General features: G+C 71.1%; 17 protein-coding genes. 6 read left to right on the top strand and 11 right to left on the bottom strand.

What is annotated here, in order from left to right:
- The first annotated feature begins 26 nt into the window (after positions 1–26).
- Positions 27–1,253, top strand: coding sequence for a TRAP transporter substrate-binding protein (locus tag ACTU3I_RS12210; protein ID WP_442925962.1), 1,227 nt, complete (start codon positions 27–29; stop codon positions 1,251–1,253).
- Between the two features lie 51 nt (positions 1,254–1,304).
- On the opposite strand, the gene ACTU3I_RS12205 is transcribed toward ACTU3I_RS12210, so the two are convergent.
- A complete protein-coding gene (locus tag ACTU3I_RS12205; protein WP_442925961.1) occupies positions 1,305–2,954 on the bottom strand; it encodes a thiamine pyrophosphate-binding protein in 1,650 nt (549 codons plus the stop codon).
- A gap of 241 nt (positions 2,955–3,195) precedes the next feature.
- Between ACTU3I_RS12205 and ACTU3I_RS12200 the strand changes: the two genes are divergently transcribed.
- On the top strand, positions 3,196–4,668 hold the full coding sequence (locus ACTU3I_RS12200; protein WP_442925960.1) for an NAD-dependent succinate-semialdehyde dehydrogenase: 1,473 nt from the start codon (positions 3,196–3,198) through the stop codon (positions 4,666–4,668).
- 40 nt (positions 4,669–4,708) lie between these two features.
- On the opposite strand, the gene ACTU3I_RS12195 is transcribed toward ACTU3I_RS12200, so the two are convergent.
- Positions 4,709–5,428, bottom strand: coding sequence for an IclR family transcriptional regulator (locus tag ACTU3I_RS12195; protein ID WP_442925959.1), 720 nt, complete (start codon positions 5,426–5,428; stop codon positions 4,709–4,711).
- A gap of 145 nt (positions 5,429–5,573) precedes the next feature.
- Here ACTU3I_RS12195 and ACTU3I_RS12190 point away from each other — a divergent pair, with 145 nt between their 5' ends.
- The 3 genes from ACTU3I_RS12190 to ACTU3I_RS12180 all read left to right on the top strand — a co-directional run bounded on the left by ACTU3I_RS12190 (position 5,574) and on the right by ACTU3I_RS12180 (position 9,838).
- The gene (locus tag ACTU3I_RS12190; protein WP_442925958.1) at positions 5,574–7,487 is read left to right on the top strand and encodes an FAD-binding monooxygenase; all 1,914 of its coding nucleotides are present in this window, start codon (positions 5,574–5,576) and stop codon (positions 7,485–7,487) included.
- A 746-nt stretch (positions 7,488–8,233) separates the two neighbouring features.
- The gene (locus ACTU3I_RS12185; protein WP_442925957.1) at positions 8,234–9,307 is read left to right on the top strand and encodes a winged helix DNA-binding domain-containing protein; all 1,074 of its coding nucleotides are present in this window, start codon (positions 8,234–8,236) and stop codon (positions 9,305–9,307) included.
- Between the two features lie 108 nt (positions 9,308–9,415).
- Positions 9,416–9,838: a hypothetical protein gene (locus tag ACTU3I_RS12180; protein WP_442925956.1), complete on the top strand. Its 423-nt coding sequence runs from the start codon at positions 9,416–9,418 to the stop codon at positions 9,836–9,838.
- 1 nt (position 9,839) lies between these two features.
- Here the strand turns inward: ACTU3I_RS12180 and ACTU3I_RS12175 are convergent, their stop codons facing one another.
- On the bottom strand, positions 9,840–11,282 hold the full coding sequence (locus tag ACTU3I_RS12175; protein WP_442925955.1) for a helix-turn-helix domain-containing protein: 1,443 nt from the start codon (positions 11,280–11,282) through the stop codon (positions 9,840–9,842).
- Between the two features lie 117 nt (positions 11,283–11,399).
- Here ACTU3I_RS12175 and ACTU3I_RS12170 point away from each other — a divergent pair, with 117 nt between their 5' ends.
- Positions 11,400–13,286, top strand: coding sequence for a phosphoenolpyruvate carboxykinase (GTP) (locus ACTU3I_RS12170; RefSeq protein ID WP_442925954.1), 1,887 nt, complete (start codon positions 11,400–11,402; stop codon positions 13,284–13,286).
- Between the two features lie 127 nt (positions 13,287–13,413).
- Here ACTU3I_RS12170 and ACTU3I_RS12165 read toward each other — a convergent pair whose 3' ends face one another.
- The 8 genes from ACTU3I_RS12165 to ribD form a co-directional block, all read right to left on the bottom strand.
- Positions 13,414–15,297, bottom strand: a complete 1,884-nt coding sequence (locus ACTU3I_RS12165; RefSeq protein ID WP_442925953.1) for an ABC transporter ATP-binding protein — start codon at positions 15,295–15,297, stop codon at positions 13,414–13,416.
- A 23-nt stretch (positions 15,298–15,320) separates the two neighbouring features.
- The gene (locus ACTU3I_RS12160) at positions 15,321–15,536 is read right to left on the bottom strand and encodes an AsnC family protein (RefSeq protein WP_442925952.1); all 216 of its coding nucleotides are present in this window, start codon (positions 15,534–15,536) and stop codon (positions 15,321–15,323) included.
- A gap of 180 nt (positions 15,537–15,716) precedes the next feature.
- Positions 15,717–17,186: an MFS transporter gene (locus tag ACTU3I_RS12155; RefSeq protein ID WP_442925951.1), complete on the bottom strand. Its 1,470-nt coding sequence runs from the start codon at positions 17,184–17,186 to the stop codon at positions 15,717–15,719.
- Positions 17,187–17,199: 13 nt separating this feature from the next.
- Positions 17,200–17,550: a Fe-S protein gene (locus ACTU3I_RS12150; RefSeq protein WP_442925950.1), complete on the bottom strand. Its 351-nt coding sequence runs from the start codon at positions 17,548–17,550 to the stop codon at positions 17,200–17,202.
- A gap of 78 nt (positions 17,551–17,628) precedes the next feature.
- The gene (ribH, locus tag ACTU3I_RS12145) at positions 17,629–18,102 is read right to left on the bottom strand and encodes a 6,7-dimethyl-8-ribityllumazine synthase (protein ID WP_442925949.1); all 474 of its coding nucleotides are present in this window, start codon (positions 18,100–18,102) and stop codon (positions 17,629–17,631) included.
- Entirely contained in the window at positions 18,099–19,376 is a 1,278-nt protein-coding gene (gene ribA / locus ACTU3I_RS12140; protein ID WP_442925948.1) for a GTP cyclohydrolase II, read from the bottom strand. Before ribA ends, ribH begins: the two co-directional genes overlap by 4 nt.
- Complete coding sequence (locus ACTU3I_RS12135; protein WP_442925947.1) at positions 19,373–20,008, bottom strand: riboflavin synthase; 636 nt, start codon at positions 20,006–20,008, stop codon at positions 19,373–19,375. The genes ribA and ACTU3I_RS12135 overlap by 4 nt, the downstream gene beginning before the upstream one ends.
- Complete coding sequence (ribD, locus tag ACTU3I_RS12130; RefSeq protein ID WP_442925946.1) at positions 20,008–21,030, bottom strand: bifunctional diaminohydroxyphosphoribosylaminopyrimidine deaminase/5-amino-6-(5-phosphoribosylamino)uracil reductase RibD; 1,023 nt, start codon at positions 21,028–21,030, stop codon at positions 20,008–20,010. Before ribD ends, ACTU3I_RS12135 begins: the two co-directional genes overlap by 1 nt.
- Positions 21,031–21,048 lie beyond the last annotated feature (18 nt).

Here is a 21,048-nt window from a genome sequence, read left to right as displayed (position 1 = left end):
TGACGGATGCGTCTGCGGCTCCCGCCATGGGGGTTCGCCCTCCGACCCTGAACACTGAGATCAGCTCGACGCCGCTGGCGCTCGGGCTCTACGAAAGGACGACGATGTTCTCATCGCTCACCCCTCCTCGCCGCCGCCTGGCTGCCGCGGGCGCTCTGGCGGCGGCCGTTCTCGCCCTCGCCGGGTGCTCCGGCATCCAGAACTCCCCGGGCGGTGACGCCGATGCCGCCGACGGCGAGTCGGTGGTGTTCACCCTCGTGACCGGCGCCACCGCCGGCACCCCGAACGCCGCCGTCCAGGACTGGTTCCTCGATCGCGTCGAGGAGGTCACCGACGGGCGTATCTCGTTCGAACGCACCGCCACCGAGGCGCTGTGCAAGGCCAACGAGGTGGCCGACTGCGTCCGGGACGGCCGCGCGCAGATCGGCGTGACAGTGCCCGACTACACGCCGCAGTATTTCCCCTCGACCAGCATGGTCAGCATCCCCTTCCTCAGCCAGAACTCCCAGGCCGTGATGCAGTCGATCTACGACCTGCACGTCGAGGACGACGCCGCGCAGGCGATCATGGACAACAACAACCTGCACCACGTCGCCACGTGGCCGGTGGGCCGGTTCCTCATCGGCAGCGAGCAGCCGATCACCGACCCGGCCGGGCTCGCCGGCACGCAGATGCGGGCGTCGGGGCCGATCATCCAGCAGGTGCTCGGCACGGCCGGCGCGAACATCGTCGCGATCACGGCATCCGAGACCTACGAATCCGTCGAGCGCGGCGTCGTCAACGTGATCGGCGGCGCCATCGACTTCCCCGTGAACTACAAGATCATGGAGCTTCTGCCGTACTGGGCGGATCCGGGCGTCGGGCAGTACTCCACCTTCGGCATGTGGGTGTCGAAGGACGCGTACGACGCGCTTCCCGACGACCTGAGGGAGTCGTTCGACTCGGTGGTGGAGGAGCTCAACACCGGCGAGGGGATCGCCGCGTTCAACGAGTCCGCAGCCGGGCAGTGCAGCGAGATGCTCGAGTCGCCCACGGTCGAGGATCTCTCCGGATGGAGCGAGTCGGCGACGGACGAGTGGGAGAAGTCGGTGGGCGACAGCGGCACGCAGAAGTGGGTGGAGCTCGCTACCGGTCAGGGCCTCGAGGACGCCGAGGGCGTGCTCGACGGGTACATCGCCGGGCTCGAGCGCTACGCGGATGCGGAGTACGACGACGCGACGCTGGACTGCGTGGCGTCCTTCGCCGACCGCTGACCCGGCTCGCCGTCCGTTCCGACCGTCGGGTCGGGGCGGACGGCGCCGGCGTCATCCGAGGCGTGCGATCTCCTCCCAGTACGGCGCGATCACGGCGCCGCTCACGCGGAGGTCCAGCAGCAGGAAGGGCCGCTCCTCCGCGCGGCGGGAGGTCCAGGCCGCGAGAGCGTCGAGATCGCCGACCTCACGCACCACGATCCCCTGCGCGCCGAGGCCGCTCGCCACGGCGGCGAAATCGATCTCCGGGATCAGCATCGGCTCCCGCGCGAGACCCTTTCTGCCGTAGTTGAGCACCTCCGCGCCGTACTGGGCGTCGTTCCAGACCGTCGCGATCCCTCGTCCGCCGGCGACGCGGACGGCCGTCTCGAGGTCGGCGAGGGCCATGAGTCCGCCGCCGTCGCCGGTGGCCAGCACGATGGTCGAATCAGGACGCGCGACGGCCGCGCCGGGGACGCTCGGAAAGCCCAGGCCGATGGACTGGTAGGCGGTCCCGACCATGATCATGCGGTCGGGCGAGGCCACGGGCCAGTACATGTTGGGCCACCCGAGGAAATGGCCACCGTCGGAGACGACCACGCGGTCCTGGGGGAGGAGCTCGGCGATGCGGACGGCGGCGGCGCGGGGATCCATCCGCCCGTCCGGTCCGCGGTCGTCGCCGGTCTCCTGGCGACGCGCCGCCTCGACATCGACGCTTTCGCGCCACCTCGACGGTGCCGCGCCCCGCTCGCGCAGCCGGCGCACGATCTCCGCCGCCACCTCGGCGGCGTCGCCGCGGACGTACCCGCCCACGTTCGGATGCGTCGCGGTCGGGGAGAGATCCACCTGGAAGAGCCGCGTTCCGGGGGAGAAGAGCTCGCCGAACCTCATCGTGAACTGGTTCAGCCCTGCCCCGAAAACGACCGCGACGTCGGCCTCGGCGACGAGCCCCATGGCTCCCGGCGCACCGAAGCCGCCGGCCACGCCCAGATCGGAGCGGGGGTCGGAGAACAGCCCGCGGCCGAGCGCGGTCGTCGCCGTGAGCGCCCCGGTGACGGCTGCCAGCTCATCGAGGAGAGGACCGGCGCCGGCCAGCCAGGCGCCGCGTCCGCCGAGGAGCACGGGGCGCTCGGCGGACGCGAGCGCGTCGACGAGGGTCGCGAGAACGCCCCCTCCGAACGACGTGAGGGCCGGATGCTCCGGCACCGACTCGGGCTCGAACGCGACAGGGATCGCGCCGGCTTCGCGCGTGGCGACGTCGTACGGGATGCCCAGCACGACCGGCAGCCGGTAGGTGCGCGCGTGTTCGAGGGCGATGACGACAGTGGCCGCGGCATCCCGGTGCCCGACGGTGTAGGTGCGCGCCCCGACGGCCGAGGCGAGGGCGATCTGATCGACCCCCCACGGCCGGGGGCCGGAGGTCGGCTCGTCGCCGACGATGAGCACGAGGGGAGTGCGAGCCTGCACGGCCTCGGCCAGGGCGGTGAGGGTGTTGGTGAATCCGGCGCCGTAGGTGGCGGTGGCGGCGGCGATCCGGCCCGATGCGCGGAAATGCGCGTCGGCGGCGACCACGCCCGCCGCCTCATGCCGCACGGCGACGAAACCGGCTGTCGTGTCCCGGTCGAGGGCGTCGAGGAAATAGGCGTTCCCGTTTCCCATCACCCCGAAGACGGTGTCGACGAAGCGGGCCAGGGTCGTGGCGACGTGGGCGGAGACGGAGGGCATGGCGAAGCCTTTCGTGAGACGGGAACGGTTCGGACCGTATGTGTCTCGCGCGCTCCGCGGAGCGGGCTGCGTGCCCCTTTTTCGAGCACCGGCGCGGGGGCACCGGACGACGACAGTATAGGGCGACGCTGCGCATCCCTCCGCGGTGTCGAGATGGATGCGATGATCTGTACATCGTGTATATCCACCTCGAGCTGACCGCTCGTCAGAATGGGGGCGAGCCTATCTGCGGAGGAACCCCATGAGCGACGCACGCGAGACCGAACTGCTGGCATCCGTTCCCGACGGCCTGTTCATCGGCGGCCAGTGGCGGCCTGCCGAGGGCGGCAAGACGCTGGACGTCTACGACCCGGCGACCGGTGCCGTCATCCGCTCCATCGCGGATGCGTCGGTCGCCGACGGCGCGGCGGCGATGGATGCCGCCGCGGGCGCCTTCCCCGCGTGGGCGGCGACGCCCGTCCGCGAGCGTGCCGAGATCCTCCGCCGCGCCTTCGACCTGCTTCAGGCGCGCAAAGAAGAGGCCGCTCTGCTGATGACCCTCGAGATGGGCAAGCCCGTCGCCGAGGCGCGGGGCGAGGTGGCGTACGGCGGTGAGTTCCTCCGCTGGTTCAGCGAGGAGGCCGCGCACGTGCAGGGGCGCTACGGGGCGAATCCCGAGGGCACCGGGCGCATGATCGTGACGCAGCATCCGGTGGGCCCGGCGTTCCTCATCACCCCGTGGAACTTCCCCCTCGCGATGGCCACGCGCAAGATCGCGCCGGCGCTCGCGGCGGGCTGCACGGTGATCATCAAGCCGGCCTCGCTGACCCCGCTCACGACACTGTTCTTCGCCGCGATCCTCGAGGAGGCGGGCGTCCCGGCCGGTGTCGTGAACGTCCTCACGACGAGCACGACGGGCCCGGTGTCGGAGGGCATCATCCGCGACCCGCGCCTGCGGAAGCTGTCGTTCACCGGGTCGACGCCGGTGGGTCAGCGCCTCCTGGAGCAGGCCGCCGGGAATGTGCTGCGCACCTCGATGGAGCTCGGCGGCAACGCACCGTTCGTCGTGTTCGACGACGCCGACCTCGACAAGGCGGTCGACGGCGCCATGCTCGCGAAGTTCCGCAACATCGGGCAGGCCTGCACCGCGGCGAACCGCTTCATCGTGCAGCGGAGCGTGGTCGAGGAGTTCACCCGCCGCGTCACCGAGCGCGTGAAGCAGATGCGGATCGGACGCGGCACCGAGGACGGCGTGCAGATCGGTCCGCTCATCGACGACCGCGCGGTGGCCAAGGCCGAATCGCTCGTCGGCGACGCCGTCACGCGCGGGGCCACCGTCACGACGGGCGGCTCCGTCGTCGACGGCCCGGGGACGTTCTATCAGCCCACGGTCGTCGCCGATGTGCAGCCGGGCAGCGAGATCCTCCGCGAAGAGATCTTCGGACCCGTCCTGGCGATCGTGCCGTTCGACACCGAGGACGACGCGGTGCGCATCGCCAACGACACCGAGTATGGGCTGGTCTCGTACGTCTTCACCGGGAATCTCGCTCGCGGCCAGCGCATGATCGAGCGCCTCGAGACCGGGATGATGGGGCTGAACGTCGGTGTCGTCTCCAACGCCGCGGCACCTTTCGGCGGGTGGAAGATGTCGGGCCTGGGACGCGAGGGCGGGGCCGAGGGCATCCACGAGTACCTGCAGACGAAGTACACCCTCACCGCGAACCCGTTCGCGTAGACGTCGCCTCGGCGCGGACTCGTTCGCTCGAGGAGCCGCCTCAGCCGTCCAGTGCGTCCTGCAGCGCGTCGACCGCGCGCTGCAGGCGTGCCGCCACGGCCGCGGCGTCGGCGACCTCGCCAACGTAGATCACGGCGATCGTCGCGGGGCGGTGGCGCCGGAGAGGCAGTGGAACCGCCACCGCGCGCACCGTCGGGATGACCTCATCGGAGCTCGTGGCGTACCCTCTGTCGCGGATGGCGGCCACCTCGGCGATCAGCGACGGTGTCGCCTCGACGGGCCACTGGCTGGAGGGGACCAGGGCGAGCAGGGCCTTGCCGGTCGCCCCGCGCGAGGCCGGGTGATGCGCGCCCGGATGCTGCGCCATGGAGGCGACGGCGCCACGGGGTTCGACCGAGGTCAGCGTGACGCACTCGGCGCCCTCGAGCACGCCGATGAACGCCGTCATTCCCAGCTCGTTGGCGATGTCGGTGAGCTCGGGGAGGGACGCCGAGTGGAGGTCGCGCGATACGCCGGCCGCGAGGGCCGACAGGCGCACGCCCAGGTCGAAGCGGCCGGCGTCGTCCCGCGTCAGCATCCCGTGCAGCTCGAGCGTGCGGATGAGACGGTAGGCGATCGAGCGGTGGACGCCGATGCTGCGGGCGATGTCGTCGGTCGTGAGGGGCCCCGCCGCATCCGCCACATGCTCGAGGATGCGCAGACCCCTGCTGAGCGTCTGCGACGGCGGAACGGTGCCCGATTCGGTGAGGGTGTCGGTCATGACCACGATCCTTCCGGGCGGGGGTGTACGTGCGACGGGGAGGGCGGTACTATCGCATGATCGATAATTGAATCACAGGTTCGATTATAGAACAAGCGCCTCATCCGGTCTCTCGACGATGCCGTCACGGAAGGAATCGACGACGATGCAGTTCCACCACCACGGGTATGTCTCCGGCGACCCTCGCGTCCTCCGCGCAGCCGGCACCGGGATCGACCGGCCGGCCGAGCTTCCCGAGGAGATGGATGTCCTCATCGTCGGATCGGGTCCCGCCGGCATGCTGCTCGCCGCCCAGCTGTCGATGTTCCCCTCGCTCACGACGCGCCTGGTCGAGCGTCGCGCCGGACGACTGGAGATCGGCCAGGCGGATGGGATCCAGGCCCGCAGCGTCGAGACGTTTCAGGCCTTCGGCTTCGCCGAGCGCATCGTCGCGGAGGCGTACTGGCTGACGGCGATGAACTTCTGGGCCCCCGACCCGCAGAATCCCTCGCACATCGTCCGCGGGCAGCGGACGAAGGACGACCCGCACGGCATCAGCGAGTTCAAGCACCTCATCGTGAACCAGGCGCGCGTGCTGGACTACTTCGCCGAGTACGCCGCCAACGGCCCGGCCCGCGTGCGTCCGGACTTCGGCTGGGAGTTCGTCGGTCTCGAGGTCGGCACCGAGGGCGAGTACCCCGTGAGCGTCACCCTCCGCCGGAGCGCAGGCGACGACGAGGGCACCGAGCGGATCGTCCGGGCCAAGTACGTCGTCGGATGCGACGGCGCGCGCAGTCGCGTCCGCGAGGCGATCGGCCGCAAGCACATCGGCGCGCACGCGCAGCACGCGTGGGGGGTCATGGACATCCTCGCCGAAACCGACTTCCCCGACATCCGCACCAAGTGCGCGATCCAGTCGCACGAACACGGCAGCATCCTGCACATCCCCCGCGAGGGTGGCTACCTGTTCCGCATGTACGTCGACCTGGGCGAGGTTCCCGAGGGCGACAACGGGGCGGTGCGGCAGACGAGCCTCGAGCAGATCGTCGCCCAGGCCAACCGCATCATGAACCCGTACACGCTCGAGGTGCGCGACGTCGCGTGGCACAGCGTGTACGAGGTCGGTCATCGCGTCACCGACAAGTTCGACGATGTGCCCGTCGAGCTGACCGGTCGGCAGGACCCGCGGGTCTTCATCGCCGGCGACGCCTGCCACACCCACAGCGCCAAGGCCGGGCAGGGCATGAACGTCTCCATGCAGGACGGCTTCAACCTGGGGTGGAAGCTCGCGCAGGTCCTCGAAGGGCGCAGCCCCGCGTCGCTCCTGAGCACGTATTCGGCCGAGCGGCAGGTCATCGCGCAGAACCTCATCGACTTCGACCGGGAGTGGTCGTCGATGATGGCGCGCAAGCCCGAGGAGTTCGACAGCCCCGACGCGCTGGCGCAGTTCTACGTCGACACCGCGGAGTTCCCCGCGGGATTCATGACGCAGTACGCACCGTCGATCCTCATCGGAACCGACGAGCACCAGGCGCTCGCGGCAGGGTTTCCGATCGGCAAGCGGTTCAAATCCGCGCACGCGATGCGCATCGGCGATGCCAACCCCGTGCACCTCGGTCACCACCACCGCGCCGATGGTCGCTGGCGCATCTACGCCTTCGCCGACGCGCCGGCTGCCGGGCAGCCGTCGGCGCTCGGCGAGTGGGCAGAGTGGATGGCCACCTCGCCGGACTCGCCGGTCGCGACGTTCACGCCGGCCGGCGCCGACGTCGACAGCGTGTTCGATGTCAAGGTCGTCTACCAGCAGACCCTCGACGGCGTGGAGTTCGGCGATGTCCCTGAGATCTTCCGTCCGCGCGTCGGCCCCTTCGCCGTGATCGACTACGAGAAGGTGTACGCCGTCGACGCCGATCAGCCCGACATCTTCGACGAGCGCGGCATCGACCGCGGCGGATGCCTGGTGGTGGTGCGTCCCGACCAGTACGTCGCGCACATCCTGCCGCTCACTGCGCGCGACGAGCTCACCCGTTTCTTCGCGGGCAGCATGCTGGCGCAGCAGGACCTCGCCGCCGCCTCCTGATCCCGTCCCCTTCGCGCCGTCGGTCGACATTCCGGACGAATGGGCGCGGCGCGGGTTTCTCCGGGGTGTCCGGGTGGGCCGGGGTCGAGTGGTCCGGAATGTCGTCCGGCCGGCCGCGGTCCGAGCGGCTCCGGGTGGCCGGTGCCGCCGCATCCGGCCGCGGGTTGCGACCCGAGCCGCCCCCTGAGCCCCCCGCGCCCGTGCGCCGTCGGTCAACATTCCGGACGGATGGGCGCGGCGCGGGTTTCTCCGGGGTGTCCGGGTGGGCCGGGGTGGAGTGGTCCGGAATTTTGTCCGGCCGGCCGCGGTCCGAGCGGGTCCGGGTGGCGGGATCGGCTGGGCGGGTTTGGGCTGTTTGGGGCTCGTCGGGCCGGGTTCGGCGGGTTCGGGGCGGGTTCCGCGGGTTTGGAGCTGGCTCGGGTGGCGGGTGCCGCCGCATCCGGCCGCGGATTGCGACCTGAGTCGCCCCCTGAACCCACCGCGCCGGTGCGGCGTGGCGCCGTCGGTCAACATTCCGGACGGATCGGTGCGGCGCGGTTTCTCCGGGGTGTCCGGGTAGGCGGGGGTCAAGTGGTCCGGAATGTTGTCCGGCCGGACGGGGTCCGGCGGGTCCGAGCGGGCTCGGGTGGCGGGTGCCGCCGCATCCGGCCCCGGGTGGCGACCCGAGCTGCCTCCCGAGCGGCCCCTTCGGCACCACGACGCCCGTGCGGACACGCCGTGTCCGCGGGGGACGGCAGACTGAGCGGATGAAGGTCGAGCGGGTGATCGAGCGGCGCCTGCGCTCGCACCGGCTCGTCGCGCCCGCCGCCTCCGTCCTCGACGCGGCGACCCACATGCTGGCCGTGCAGTCGCAGGACTTCCTCGGCGGACGGTGGGCGCTGGGCATCCGCACCCGCGGCGCCGCCACGTTCCGCGACGTGGACGCCGCGCTCGATCGCGGAGACATCGTCCGCGCGTGGACGCAACGCGGGACGCTCCATATCCTCCCGTCGCGGGATCTCGCCTGGATGCTGGGCGTCACCGGCGAGCGGCAGCTGCGGGGGGCCGCGCCTCAGCATCGTCGGCTCGGGATCGATGCCGCCGCGCTGGTCCGCGCCGAGCGGATCGTCCGCGCGGCGCTGCGGGGCGGCAACCGCCTCCGGCGAGCGGAGCTCGGCGACGCGCTCGCGTCCGGCGGGGTCGATCCGGCGGGCCAGCGCGGCCTTCACGTGCTGCAGGCGCTCGCCTTCCGCGGCGTCGTCGTCCTGGGCCCCGTCGTCGCGCGGGTGGGCGCGATGACGCGCGAGCAGCACGTCGTGCTCACCGAGGAATGGATCGACGGCGTGCCCGCGCCGCCCGCGCCGCTGGGCGAGCTGGCTGTGCGCTTCGTGGCCTCGCACGGACCCGCCGGCGCGCGCGATCTGGCGTGGTGGGCCGGCCTCCCGCTCGGCCTCGCCCGCGAGGGCATCGCGGCGGCCGCGGGGCAGATCACTCCGGTGGGGAACGGCCCGGATGCCGCGTACCTCGCGGTGGAGCCCGCGCCCCGCCGCGCCCCGGCGGCCCCGGGCGTGCTGGCCCTGCCCCCGTTCGACGAGTACTACCTCTCCTACGCGGATCGCTCGGCAGCATGCGCGCCCGAGCACCTCGCGACGGTCGGCCCCAGCGCCAACGGCATCGTGCAGCCGATCGTGCTGGATCGCGGCAGGATCGCGGGGGTGTGGCGGCACTCCGTCGCGCGAGGCCGCGACACGCAGCATCCGGAAGCGCACATCTTCGGCCCGGTCGCCCCCGATGCCGTGACCGCGGCGCTGGCGCGCTATGCCGCGTTCGTCACGGGGTGATCCGGCGGCGACCTCGCCGGGGAGTCAGGCGCGACGGCCGGATGGGTGCGGCCATGACCTCTTCGCCCTCCTGCAGTGCGCCGGACGTGTCGATCTGGTCGAACCAGGATGGATCTCGCGGCGCTGGACACCTTCGCCGAGCGGATGCAGCAGACACTCACCGATGCCGGGCAGGAGGCCGGGCCCGATCTCGACGCCACGACGATCGCGTTCTTCGACGCGGTGATCGATCTGTACTGCAGCGGGGAGGCCCGCGGATGCCTCGTGCTCTCAACGGCGCCCGCGGAGGCCGCTCACGACGACGACATCCGGGAGAAACTCGCCGGCGTGCTCGCCGGCATCGAACGCGAGATCGCCGTCCGCATCCGCGAGGCCGTCGCGCGGGGTGCGACGGTGCGCGACGAGGCGGCCCGGACCCAGGTCTACCTCGGTCAGTTCGCGACGCTCGCGTTGCAGGCGCGCGCCGGTGTCCCGGCCCCGCAGCTGCGCGCGGGCGTGCGCCTGCTGGTGACGGCGACCGCCGGGGAGTGAGTCAGTTCTCCGCGTGACGGTCGAGGAACTCGTAGACCTCGTTGTCGTCGACGCCGGGGAAGTCCCCGCGGGGCAGCGGAGAGAACATGTGCATGTGCACGCGCGCGCTCGGCCACGCCTTGCCTGCCCAGCGTGCGGCGGCATCCGCCGGGGGCCGGCGGCAGCACGACTCGTCGGGGCAGCGCGAGGTGGCGCGCTGCTGCGTCTCCCGTCCACGGAACCACTTGGCGTCGTCGAAGGGCACGCCGACGGTGATCGAGAAGTCCCCCTCGGAGGTGCTTCCGGTCTGGGTCGAACACCAGAAGGTGCCCGCGGGAGTGTCGGTGTACTGATAGTGCTCGGTGGTGCGGTTCTGCTCCGAGAACGCGCGGCGCGCGGAGAACCGGCGGCACGCGACCTGGCCTTCGATGGAACCGGTGACATCGACGGGGAGGGGCAGATCGTCGTTCTCGTAGACGCGGGAGATCGCTCCCGACCCGTCGACGCGGAGGAAGTGCAGGCGGATGCCGAGATGGTGGGTCGCGAGGTTCGTCAGCCGCATCCCGGCCGCCTCGTGCGTCACCCCGAATGCGTCGCGGAAGTCTTCGACGGCGATGTCGCGGTCCTTCTTCGCCTGCTGGAGGAACGCGACGGCGTTGGTCTCCGGCATGAGACAGCAGGCGGCGTAGTAGTTGATCTCCAGCCGCTGCTGCAGGAAATCGGCGTAGTCCGACGGGCGCTCGTGCTCGAGCAGGCGGTGCGCCATCGCCTGCAGCGCCATCGAGCGCAGACCGTGCCCGCCGGGGATCGAGGCGGGCGGCAGGTAGATGCGGCCGTTCTCGAGGTCGGTCACCGAGCGGGCCGAGTGCGGGAGGTCGTTGGCGTAGATGAGCTCGAAGCCCAGCTGCTCGGCCATGATGCTCACCGTGCGGTGCGTGAGCGCACCGGCGACATGCCCCGCGGCCTTGAGCTGCTTCTCGGCTAGGCGCTCGATGTCAGGGAGGTAGTTGTCCTGCGCCCGCATCCGCAGGCGCAGTTCGGTGTTGGCCCGTCGCGCCTCCTCGGGGGTGGCGATGGCTTCGCGCTCGCGACGCTGGAGTTCGCGGTGCAGCCCGAGCACAGCCTCGAGCGTCTCGTCGCTGATGCCCTTCGTGACCTTGATCGGCGCGATGCCGAGCTGGCGGAACACCGAACCTGCCTGCGCGCGTTCGAGCTCGATCTCCAGGGCGGCGCGCCGATTGGGGGGTTCGGGGGAGAGCAGCTCGGACAGATCGGTGTCGGTCGCCCGGGCGACCTCCTGCAGCAGCGAGAGCTTCGGCTCGCGCTTGCCGTTCTCGATGAGACTCAGCTGGCTCCCGGCGACACCCACCAGGGCGCCGAGCTCGTCGAGGGTGAGACCGGCGCCGATACGGTGGTGCCGGATGCGGTGGCCGAGGGTGGCGAGCTCGATCGCTGCGGATGGCATTCCTTGATGCTATCTAAAGAATCGCGACTTTTGACACGAAGTCCGGCTCCAAACGCGGCGATCTTCGCGCGAAAGTGGAACCGGACACCCGTTATCGCCGAATTCAAGGAGCGTCCAATGGCTCTCGCCGAGATTCACACCGCCCGCCCCGGCGCCATCGCCTCTCTCGACGGCGCACCGCGTCGCTTCGGGGTCCGCCCCGACGTGGCAGGGCCCGGCATGGAGGCGCTGGAGGCGTGGGTCGCCGAGATCGCCGCGCTGACGCAGCCCGATAGCATCCACTGGGTCGACGGCTCGCGCGCTGAGAATGACGCGCTCCTGCGTCAGCAGGTGGACGAGGGCAAGCTCATCAAGCTCAACCCGGAGTGGCGGCCGGGGTCGTACCTGGCGCGCTCGCACCCCGGTGACGTGGCACGCCTGGAGTCGCGCACGTTCATCGCCTCCGAGCTCGAGGAAGACGCCGGGCCGACGAACAACTGGATCGCGCCGGCCGAGATCCGAGGCACGCTCGAGGGGTTCTTCCGCGGTTCGATGCGTGGCCGCACGATGTACGTCGTGCCGTTCTCGATGGGTGCGGTCGGCGGTCCGCTCTCCCACATCGGCGTGCAGGTCACCGATTCGGCCTACGCGGTGACGTCCATCAGCATCATGACGCGCGTGGGAACCGAGGTGCTGCAGCGCATCGCCGACGGCGACCCGTGGGTCAAGACGGTGCACTCGGTGGGTGCGCCGCTGGCGCCGGGTCAGAAGGACGAGCCGTGGCCGTGCAACGACGAGAAGTACATCGTGCACTTCCCCGACACCCTCGAGGTGTGGTCGTTCGGCTCCGGATACGGCGGCAACGCGATCCTCGCGAAGAAGTGCTTCGCCCTGCGGATCGCCTCCGTCATCGGGCGTGACGAGGGCTGGCTCGCCGAGCACATGCTCCTCATCCGAGTCATCGACCCGGCAGGCAAGGCCTACCATGTCGCTGCCGCGTTCCCGTCGGCCTGCGGCAAGACGAACCTCGCCATGCTCCGTCCCACGATCCCCGGCTGGCGCGTGGAGACGCTGGGCGACGACATCGCCTGGATCCGCCCCGGCGAAGACGGGCGGCTGTGGGCGATCAACCCGGAGGCCGGGTTCTTCGGTGTCGCGCCGGGCACGGGCGAGTCGACCAACGTCACCGCCGTCGAGACCCTGTGGGGCAACACGATCTTCACGAACGTCGCGCTGCGCCCCGACGGCGACGTGTGGTGGGAGGGCCTGACCGACGAGGCTCCGCCGCAGCTGACCGACTGGGAGGGCAACGCGTGGACGCCCGACTCCGGCCGGCCCGCCGCGCACCCGAACTCCCGCTTCACCGTGAACGCCGCCCAATGCCCGCAGATCGCGTCCGACTGGGATGCGCCGCAGGGCGTGCCGCTGGATGTCATCCTGTTCGGCGGCCGACGGGCGACGAACGTCCCGCTCGTCGTGGAGGCGACCGACTGGACGCACGGCGTCTTCCTCGGATCGACCATCTCGTCGGAGAAGACGGCTGCGGCCGAGGGGACCGTCGGCGAGCTCCGCCGCGACCCCTTCGCGATGCTGCCGTTCTGCGGATACAACATGGCCGACTACTTCGGGCACTGGCTGAAGGTCGGTCAGAACCTCCGGTTCGACCGCGCACCGCGGATCTTCCAGGTCAACTGGTTCCGCAAGGGCGCCGACGGCCGCTTCCTCTGGCCGGGCTTCGGCGAGAACTCGCGCGTGATCGACTGGATCATCCGGCGGATCACGGGCGATGTGGCGGCGGTGGACACTCCCATCGGCCGCATCCCGCGCGTCGCGGACCTCAATCTCGACGGCATCGACGTCCCGGCGTCCGACCTCGAGGAGATCTTCGCGATCGACCCCGACTCGTGGCTGCAGGAGGCCGACCTCACCGAGGAGTTCTACGGCACCTTCGGCGGACGCATCCCCGCCGCGCTGAACGCCGAGCTGGCGTCGCTGCGCTACCGCTTGAAGCTCGCGAAGGCCTGACGCCGCCGCCCGCGCACGTCCCGGACGCTGAGCGAGCGCAGCGAGACGAAGCGGAAGGGTCCCGTCCCTGCCCTTCGTCTCGTCGCTGCGCTCCTCGCTCAGGACCGGGACGTGCGGCGGGCGCGTCTCAGACGAGCAGCTGGTGCCGCGCGAGCTCGCGGTAGAGCGGCGTCGAGGCGACGAGCTCCGAGTGTGTCCCCTGCCCGACGACCCGGCCGGCCTCGAGCACGACGATGAGGTCGCTGTCGACGACGGTCGAGAGGCGGTGGGCGATCACGAGGAGTGTCCGGCCGCTGGCGACGGCGTCGATGGCGTTTCGCATGCGCTGCTCGTTGACGCCGTCGAGGGATGATGTCGACTCGTCCAGGAGCAGCACCGGGGGTGCCGCGAGCAGCGCCCGGGCGATGGCCAGGCGCTGACGCTCGCCGCCCGAGAGCATGACGCCGTCCTCGCCCACGGGCGCGTCGATTCCGAGCGGGCTGCGCCCGACCACGTCGCCGAGGTTGACCTCCCGGAGGACCCGCTCGCACTCCGCGTCGGTGGCATCCGGCGATGCCAGGCGGAGGTTGTCGGCGATCGTTCCGGCCAGGGTCGGCGCGTCCTGCTCGACGTAGCCGAAGCGGGCGCGGAGCGCGGCGCGGTCCAGCCGCCGCGCGTCGACGCCGTCGAGCAGGATCTCGCCGCCCGTCGGGTCGTAGAAGCGCTCGACGAGGGAGAGGATGGTGCTCTTGCCGGCGCCGCTCGGCCCGACGAGTGCGACGCGGGCGCCGCGCGGCACGTCGAACGTCACTCCGCGCAGCACGTCCGAGTCGGCGTCGGCTTCTGTCGCGGCCTCCTCGGCGGCGCGCTCGAGATGCGCTTGCTCGAGCACTGCACGCGCCTCTTTCGCGGCGGCCTCCCGTGCCTGCACGACGTGCTCGGGGTAGCGGAAGCGCACGTCGCGGAACGCGATCGCCGGCGCTGCCGGGTCGACGGATGCCGTGGCATCCGGGCTGTCGCCCTGAGTCTCGGTCGGGAGGTCGAGGATCTCCTGGATGCGCCCGAGCGCTCCGAGCGCCTGGTTGACCGAGGTGATCGCCCCGATGGTCGACCCGAGGGGGGCGATGAGGAGGAACAGGAAGATGATGAAGGTCACGAGGCTCGCGATCTCGATCGCGCCGGATGCGACGCGCAGGCCGCCGACGCCGAGGACGACGAGAAGCGAGACCTGCAGCGCGATGCCCGCGACCGGGACGACGAGCGCCGACACGCGGGCGATCCGCACCCCGACGCCGTACGCGTCGGTTGCCAGCGCCGTCACCGCCGTGGTCTCGCGCTCGGTGGCGCCTGATGCGCGGACCGTGCGGATGGACCCCACGGCGCGCTCGACGGCCGATGCCAGCTCGCCGACCTTGGTCTGTTGCTCGGTGGAGGCGGTACGGATGCGGCGGCTGAGGAGCACGACCGTCACGAGCGACACTCCGAGGACCAGCACGATCAGCGCGAGAAGCACAGGATCGATGATCGCCATGGCCACCAGGGCGCCGACGAAGATGAGGGCGTTGCCCACGGCATCGGCGAGCCCCTGCGTGAGTACGGCGTAGAGGAGCGTCGTGTCGGTGCCGACGCGGGAGACGAGGTCGCCGGTGCGCCGTGCGTCGAACTCGCTGATCGGCAGGTGCAGGATCCGGGCGATGAGGCGGCGCCGGCTGGAGTAGACGACGGCCGTGCCGGTGCGCTGGAGGAGGTAGTGCTGGTAGCCCGAGATCACGGAGGACACCACGACGAGGCCCACGACCAGCCACACCAGGACACCCAGGTCGAGTCCGTTCTGCACCCGGGTGATCAGCTCCCCGACGACGACGGGTTGGGCGAGTGTCGCGATCGCGCCGAGGATGCTGAGGATCGCCACGACGACCAAAGTCGCGCGGTGCTCGAACAGGAACGGCAGGAGCTGCCGGAAGGTCGCGCGCGGGCCCTCGGGCTGGGGGCGACGCCCTCGGCGGGAGCGAGCGGGGGAGGGAGAGGACATGCGGGTTTCCTCGCTGTGATGGGTCACCTTCGACCGTACTTCTTGTGCACGGCCTGTTTCGTCACGCCGAGGGCTGCGGCGATGGCCTGCCAGGAGTAGCCCTGCAGGCGGGCACGGCGCACCTGTACCTCTTCGGCGCGCGCCAGCTCGCGGCGGACGGCGGCGAGTCGATGCAGCTCGGCGATCGGCTCGGGGTCGGGGATCGCCCCGATCGCCGTCCGGATATCATCGCCGCTCATGTCGCTGCCCCCTTCTGCGCTTCGCCGTTCGCGTTCGTCCGGCGTCGTCAACCGTAGTTGACATCGCGCGATTGTGTCAACCTCGGTTGACAGTCCCCCGCGAGACTCCACGCGCGCCACGAGACAGCATCCGTCGGCCGCTGTCTCGTGGCGCGGATGCCGTCTCGCGGATGACGGCTGTCAGAGGGAGCCGGTCGCGCCGACGCCGATGTCTTCGTCGTAGTCGACGTTCTTCGTCTCCGGCGACAGCAACAGGGCGATGAAGGTGAGCACGCCCATCGCGGAGAGGTACACCCCCACCAGCCACGGGTTCCCGTCGCCCAACTGCCAGAGCCACAGCGCGATGATCGGCGCGACGGCGGCGCCGAGGATCGACGACACGTTGTACGAGATGGCCGAGCCCGAGTACCGCACGTTGGTGGGGAAGAGCTCAGGCAGCACGGCGCCCATCGGGCCGAACGTCGCGCCCATGAGGACGAACCCGAACACCAGGAACGCCTGTGTCAGGGCGCCGGTGAACTTCGGATCGGCGTGCGGCAGCAGGAACACGGTGAAGGACAGACCGAACACGATGATGAGGCCGGTGACCCACAGGAGGAGCTTCCGCCGTCCGATCGAGTCGGCGAGAGGACCCGACAGCAGCGTGAAGACCCCGAAGAACACCACACCGACGATCTGCATGATGACGAAGTCGGTGAAGGCGAACCCCAGGCCGGGGTAGAACTGCGCCGCGAATGCTGTGGCGTCGTACGCCGGTCCGCCGCGGTCCGCTGCGGCCTGCGCCGCGGCCGCAGCGGTCTCGAGGTCGGCCGGCTTGGTGCCGTAGGAGAGGGTGAACTGCGTCATCAGGTAGAAGAGCACGTAGGTGGCGAGCATGATGAACGTGCCGAGGACGAGCTGCTTCGGGTACCGGCGGAAGACGGTGCCGATGGGGTACTTGCGGATGGCGCCCTTCTCCTCGGCCTTGACGAACGTCTGTGATTCGACCAGGCGCAGGCGCACCCACAGGCCCACGATCACCATCACGGCGGAGAAGAGGAAGGGCACGCGCCATCCCCACGCCAGGAAGTCCGCCGAGCGCTGAGCTGCGCCTTCGGGGTGGGGGAGCGCGAAATTGATCACGAGGAAGATGCCGTTGGCGATGATGAATCCGAGCGGCGCGCCCAGCTGCGGGAACGTGCCGTACCACGCGCGTTTGCCGGCGGGCGCGTTCTCGGTGGCGACCAGCGCGGCGCCCGACCACTCCCCGCCGAGGGCGAAGCCCTGCGCGAGGCGCATGAGGAGCAGCAGCAGCGCCGCCCACACCCCGATCTCGTTGAACGTGGGCAGGCATCCGATGAGGAAGGTCGCGATGCCCATCGTCAGCAGCGACGTGACCAGCGTCGCCTTGCGGCCGAACCGGTCGCCGAAATGACCGAAGACGACGGCGCCCAGCGGGCGGGCGATCATCGCCGCGCCGAAGACGCCGAACGACGCCAGGAGGGAGGTCGTGTCATTCCCGGTGGGGAAGAAGAGCGCCGGGAAGACCAGGACGGCGGCCGTGGCGTACGCGTAGAAGTCGTAGAACTCGATCGTCGTGCCGATGAGGCTGGCGGTGATGACGCGCGAGCGTGGGTTGGCAGGGGCGGTGACGGCGGGGGGAGGAGTCATGGTCGGGCGGCTTTTACCAGAGGACGGCGAGGGCGGCGTTCGTCAGGGTCAGGATCCCCACAAGCCAGAACAGGATCGGAGGCAGCGATCCCGTCCTGCGCTGCCGCGCCGATCCGATGCCGAGGAGGGCACCGATCACCAGGAGGATCACGAGCTTGATGGCGATCTTCACGTAGTTCAGCTCGTGATCGAGCCCCCACGGCGCGGCGAGGATCAGGCCGGCCACACCGGCGATCAGCAGGCCGTAGTCCATCACACGCGTGACGCGGATGCGGCGCGCGACGGCCTCTACGACCCACGCGCCGAAGAGCGTCGCGAATCCGACGAGGTGAATCAGAACGACGACGTGGCGCAGGATCTCCATGGCTCCACGCTAGAGGCGCCGCCGCCCACGCGCCAGGAAGGCGCGCCTTCCCCGCGGCCGCGCCGGGCGGAGTGGAGATCAGCCGCGCAGCTGGCGAAGGAGCAGGGCCGTGCGCAGCGCCGCATCCGCCGCCTCGGCGCCCTTGTCCTCTTTCGAACCCGGGAGACCGGCGCGGTCCAGACCCTGCTGCTCGTCGTCGAGGGTCAGCACGCCGAAGCCGACCGGTCGCCCCGTGTCGAGCGCGACGCGGGTGAGTCCGTCGGTGGCCGCGGCGGAGACGTACTCGAAGTGTGGCGTGCCCCCTCGGATGATGACGCCCAGCGCCACCACCGCATCGGCCCCCGCCTCCAGCGCCGCCTTGGCAGCGACGGCGAGCTCGAAGGCCCCGGGAACGCGCACGAGCTGCCAGGAGGCCCCGGATGCGTCGAGGGTGCGCCGGGCGCCGGCGATCAGGCCGTCGGTGATGGTGTCGTGCCACTGTCCGGCGACGACGACGACGCGCAGACCTGCCGCATCGACCGCCGACGCCTCGGGTGCGCCCTTGCCGCTCATCGTTCGCCCTCTTTCATCTCGGCCAGCGCATCGGCGAGGTCCTGCTCGGCGATGATGTGACCCATCCGGTCGCGCTTGGTCTGCAGATACTGGTGGTTGTTCGGGCCGATCCCCACGAGCAGCGGAACCTGCTCGACGATGTCGAGACCGAGTTCGCGCAGCTGCGTGACCTTGTCGGTGTTGTTCGTCAGGAGGCGCACGCGCGACACCCCGAGGTCGGCGAGGATCCCCGCGGCGGCGGCGTAGTCGCGCGCGTCGGCGGGGAGCCCCAGCGCCAGGTTCGCGTCGACGGTGTCGAGGCCCTGTTCCTGCAGGCTGTAGGCGCGGAGCTTGTTGATGAGCCCGATGCCGCGCCCCTCGTGCCCGCGCATGTAGATCACCACCCCGCCATCCTGCTCGATGGCATCGAGCGCGGCGTCGAGCTGAGGTCCGCATTCGCACTTGAGCGAGCCGAAGGCCTCACCGGTCAGGCACTCGGAGTGCACGCGCACCAGCGGCGCGTCACCGCTGAGCTCGCCCGACACGACGGCGAGGTGGTCGGTCCCGGTGACCCGGTCCTTGTAGGCGAGGAACCGGAACCCGCCGTGCGCCGTGGGAACGGATGCTTCGGCGCGAAGGCTCACGCGGCGGGTGGCGCGATCCGCGGCGGGAGCGACGGGGCGCGGGTCGACCTCGTCGAGGTAGCCGATGAGCTGTTCGATCGTGATGACGGGGATGTCGGTCTGCGCGCCGAGCTCGAGGAGCCCGGGGAGGCGCATCATGCTGCCGTCCTCCGCGACGACTTCGGCGATCGCCCCGACGGGCTGGAGTCCCGCGAGCTTCATGAGCTCCACGGCGGCCTCGGTGTGACCCCCGCGCTCGCGCACGCCGCCATCGACCGCTCGGAGGGGCAGCACGTGCCCCGGCCGGATGAGGCTGGCGGGGCCGGAGCCGGGGTTCGCCAGCACGTTGAGGGTGTGCGCACGGTCGGAGGCGCTGATGCCGGTGCTGATGCGGTCGGCGGCGTCGACGCTGACGGTGTACGCCGTCCCGCGCGCGTCTTCGTTCACCGCGACCATCGGCGGCAGATCCAGGCGATCCGCCCATTCGGCGGGCATGGGGGCGCAGAGGAAGCCGCTGGACCAGCGGACGGTCCAGGCGATCCACTCGGGGGTGGCGAGCTCGGCCGACAGGATGACGTCGCCCTCGTTCTCGCGGTCCTCGTCGTCGGCGACGATCACCGGGCGCCCCGCGCGCAGCGCGTCGAGGGCGACGGGGATGGGGGAAAGGCTCATTCGGAGCCTCCTTCTTCGGTGGGGGAGAGGGGAAAGGCCAGCAGGCGCCGTACGTGGCGGGCGAGGATGTCGGTCTCGAGGTTGACGCGGTCGCCGACGGCGGCGGCGCCGAGCGTCGTCGCCTCCAGGGTCTCGGGGATGAGGGAGACCTCGAGCCACGGCTCCGCCGCATCCGCGTCGCTCACCGCGCTGACGGTGAGCGAGATGCCGTCGATCGCGATCGACCCCTTGTCGACGACCAGCGGCGCCAGGCGCGCGGGGATGCCGATGCGGACGACTTGCCACCGGTCGCCCGGACGGATCTCGGCGATCGTGCCGGTGCCGTCGATGTGCCCCTGCACGATGTGGCCGCCGAGGCGTCCGTGGGCGGCCGTGGCTCGCTCGATGTTGACGGCTCGCCCCGGCTGCGCGTCGTCGAGTGTCGACAGATCGAGGGTCTGGCGCATGACGTCGGCGGTGAACCAGTCCTCACCCTGATCGACGACGGTGAGGCACACCCCGCTGACCGAGATCGAGTCGCCGTGGCCGGCATCCGTGACCGCCAGGGGAGCGCGCACCGTCACGCGGACGCCGTCACCCGACGGTTCGACGGCGGTGAGCGAACCCTGCTCCTCGATGATTCCGGTGAACATCAGTGGTCTCCATTCCGGGGGGAGGCGACGACGAGGAGGTCGTCGCCGAGGGTGTCGAGGGATGTCACGCTCAGGCGCCGCGCCGAGGCGATGGTGCCGACGCCGATGTCGCCGAGCGCCAGGCGGCGGCCACCCAGGAGCACGGGGGCCACGTACACGAGCAGCTCGTCGGTCAACCCCGCCGCCAGGAACGCGCTGGCCAGGGTCGGGCCGCCCTCCACGAAGACACGGTGGGCGCCGGCGGCGCGAAGCTCCGCCAGGATCGCGGCGAGGTCGTGGGTCGGGAAGATCGACAGCGGACGCGGGTGGCGCCGCACCGCCGCGTCGGCCGGGACGGCGGAGCGGCCGATGACCACTGGGGCCGGCTGGCTCTCGTACAGCGAGCCGTCGTCGTACCGCGCGGTCAGCGACGGGTCGTCCCCGAGGAGCGTTCCCGTGCCGACGGCGATGGCGTCGGCCTCGGCGCGGCGGCGGTGCACGTCGGCGCGGGCGGCGGGGCCGGTGATCCACTGGCTGGTGCCGTCGTCCGCGGCCGCGCGGCCGTCGAGGCTCTGGGCCCACTTGACGGTGACGAAGGGCCTTCCGAGCTGCTGCACCGTGAGCCAGCTGTCGAGGAGATCGTGCGCCTCGTCGGCGAGCACGCCGGCTTCGACCGCAGCACCGCCGGCACGGAGTCGCTCCGCGCCGCCGGAGGCGACGGCGGTGGGGTCGTCGAGCGCGTAGACGACGCGGCTGACGCCCGCCTCCAGGAGCGCGACGGCGCACGGGCCGGTGCGGCCGGTGTGGTTGCAGGGCTCGAGGGTCACCACCGCGGTGGCGCCGCGCGCAGCATCCGGTGCCAGCCTCGACAGCGCGTCGACCTCGGCGTGCGCGGTGCCCGCGCCCCGGTGCCAGCCCTCGGCGAGCACGTCTCCGGTCGGCGAGAGGATGAGGGCGCCGACCTGCGGGTTCACCCCGCGCGGGCCGCGCCGGGCCAGCTCGAGCGCACGACGCATCGCGTCGCGCTCTGCCGCATCCGCCATGTCGAACCTCCGGTCGGG

It is taken from the genome of Microbacterium sp. RD1, assembly GCF_052220165.1.
GTDB lineage: Bacteria > Actinomycetota > Actinomycetes > Actinomycetales > Microbacteriaceae > Microbacterium.
Note: the sequence above shows the minus strand (reverse complement) of the source record. Positions and strands in the feature narration are given on the sequence as shown.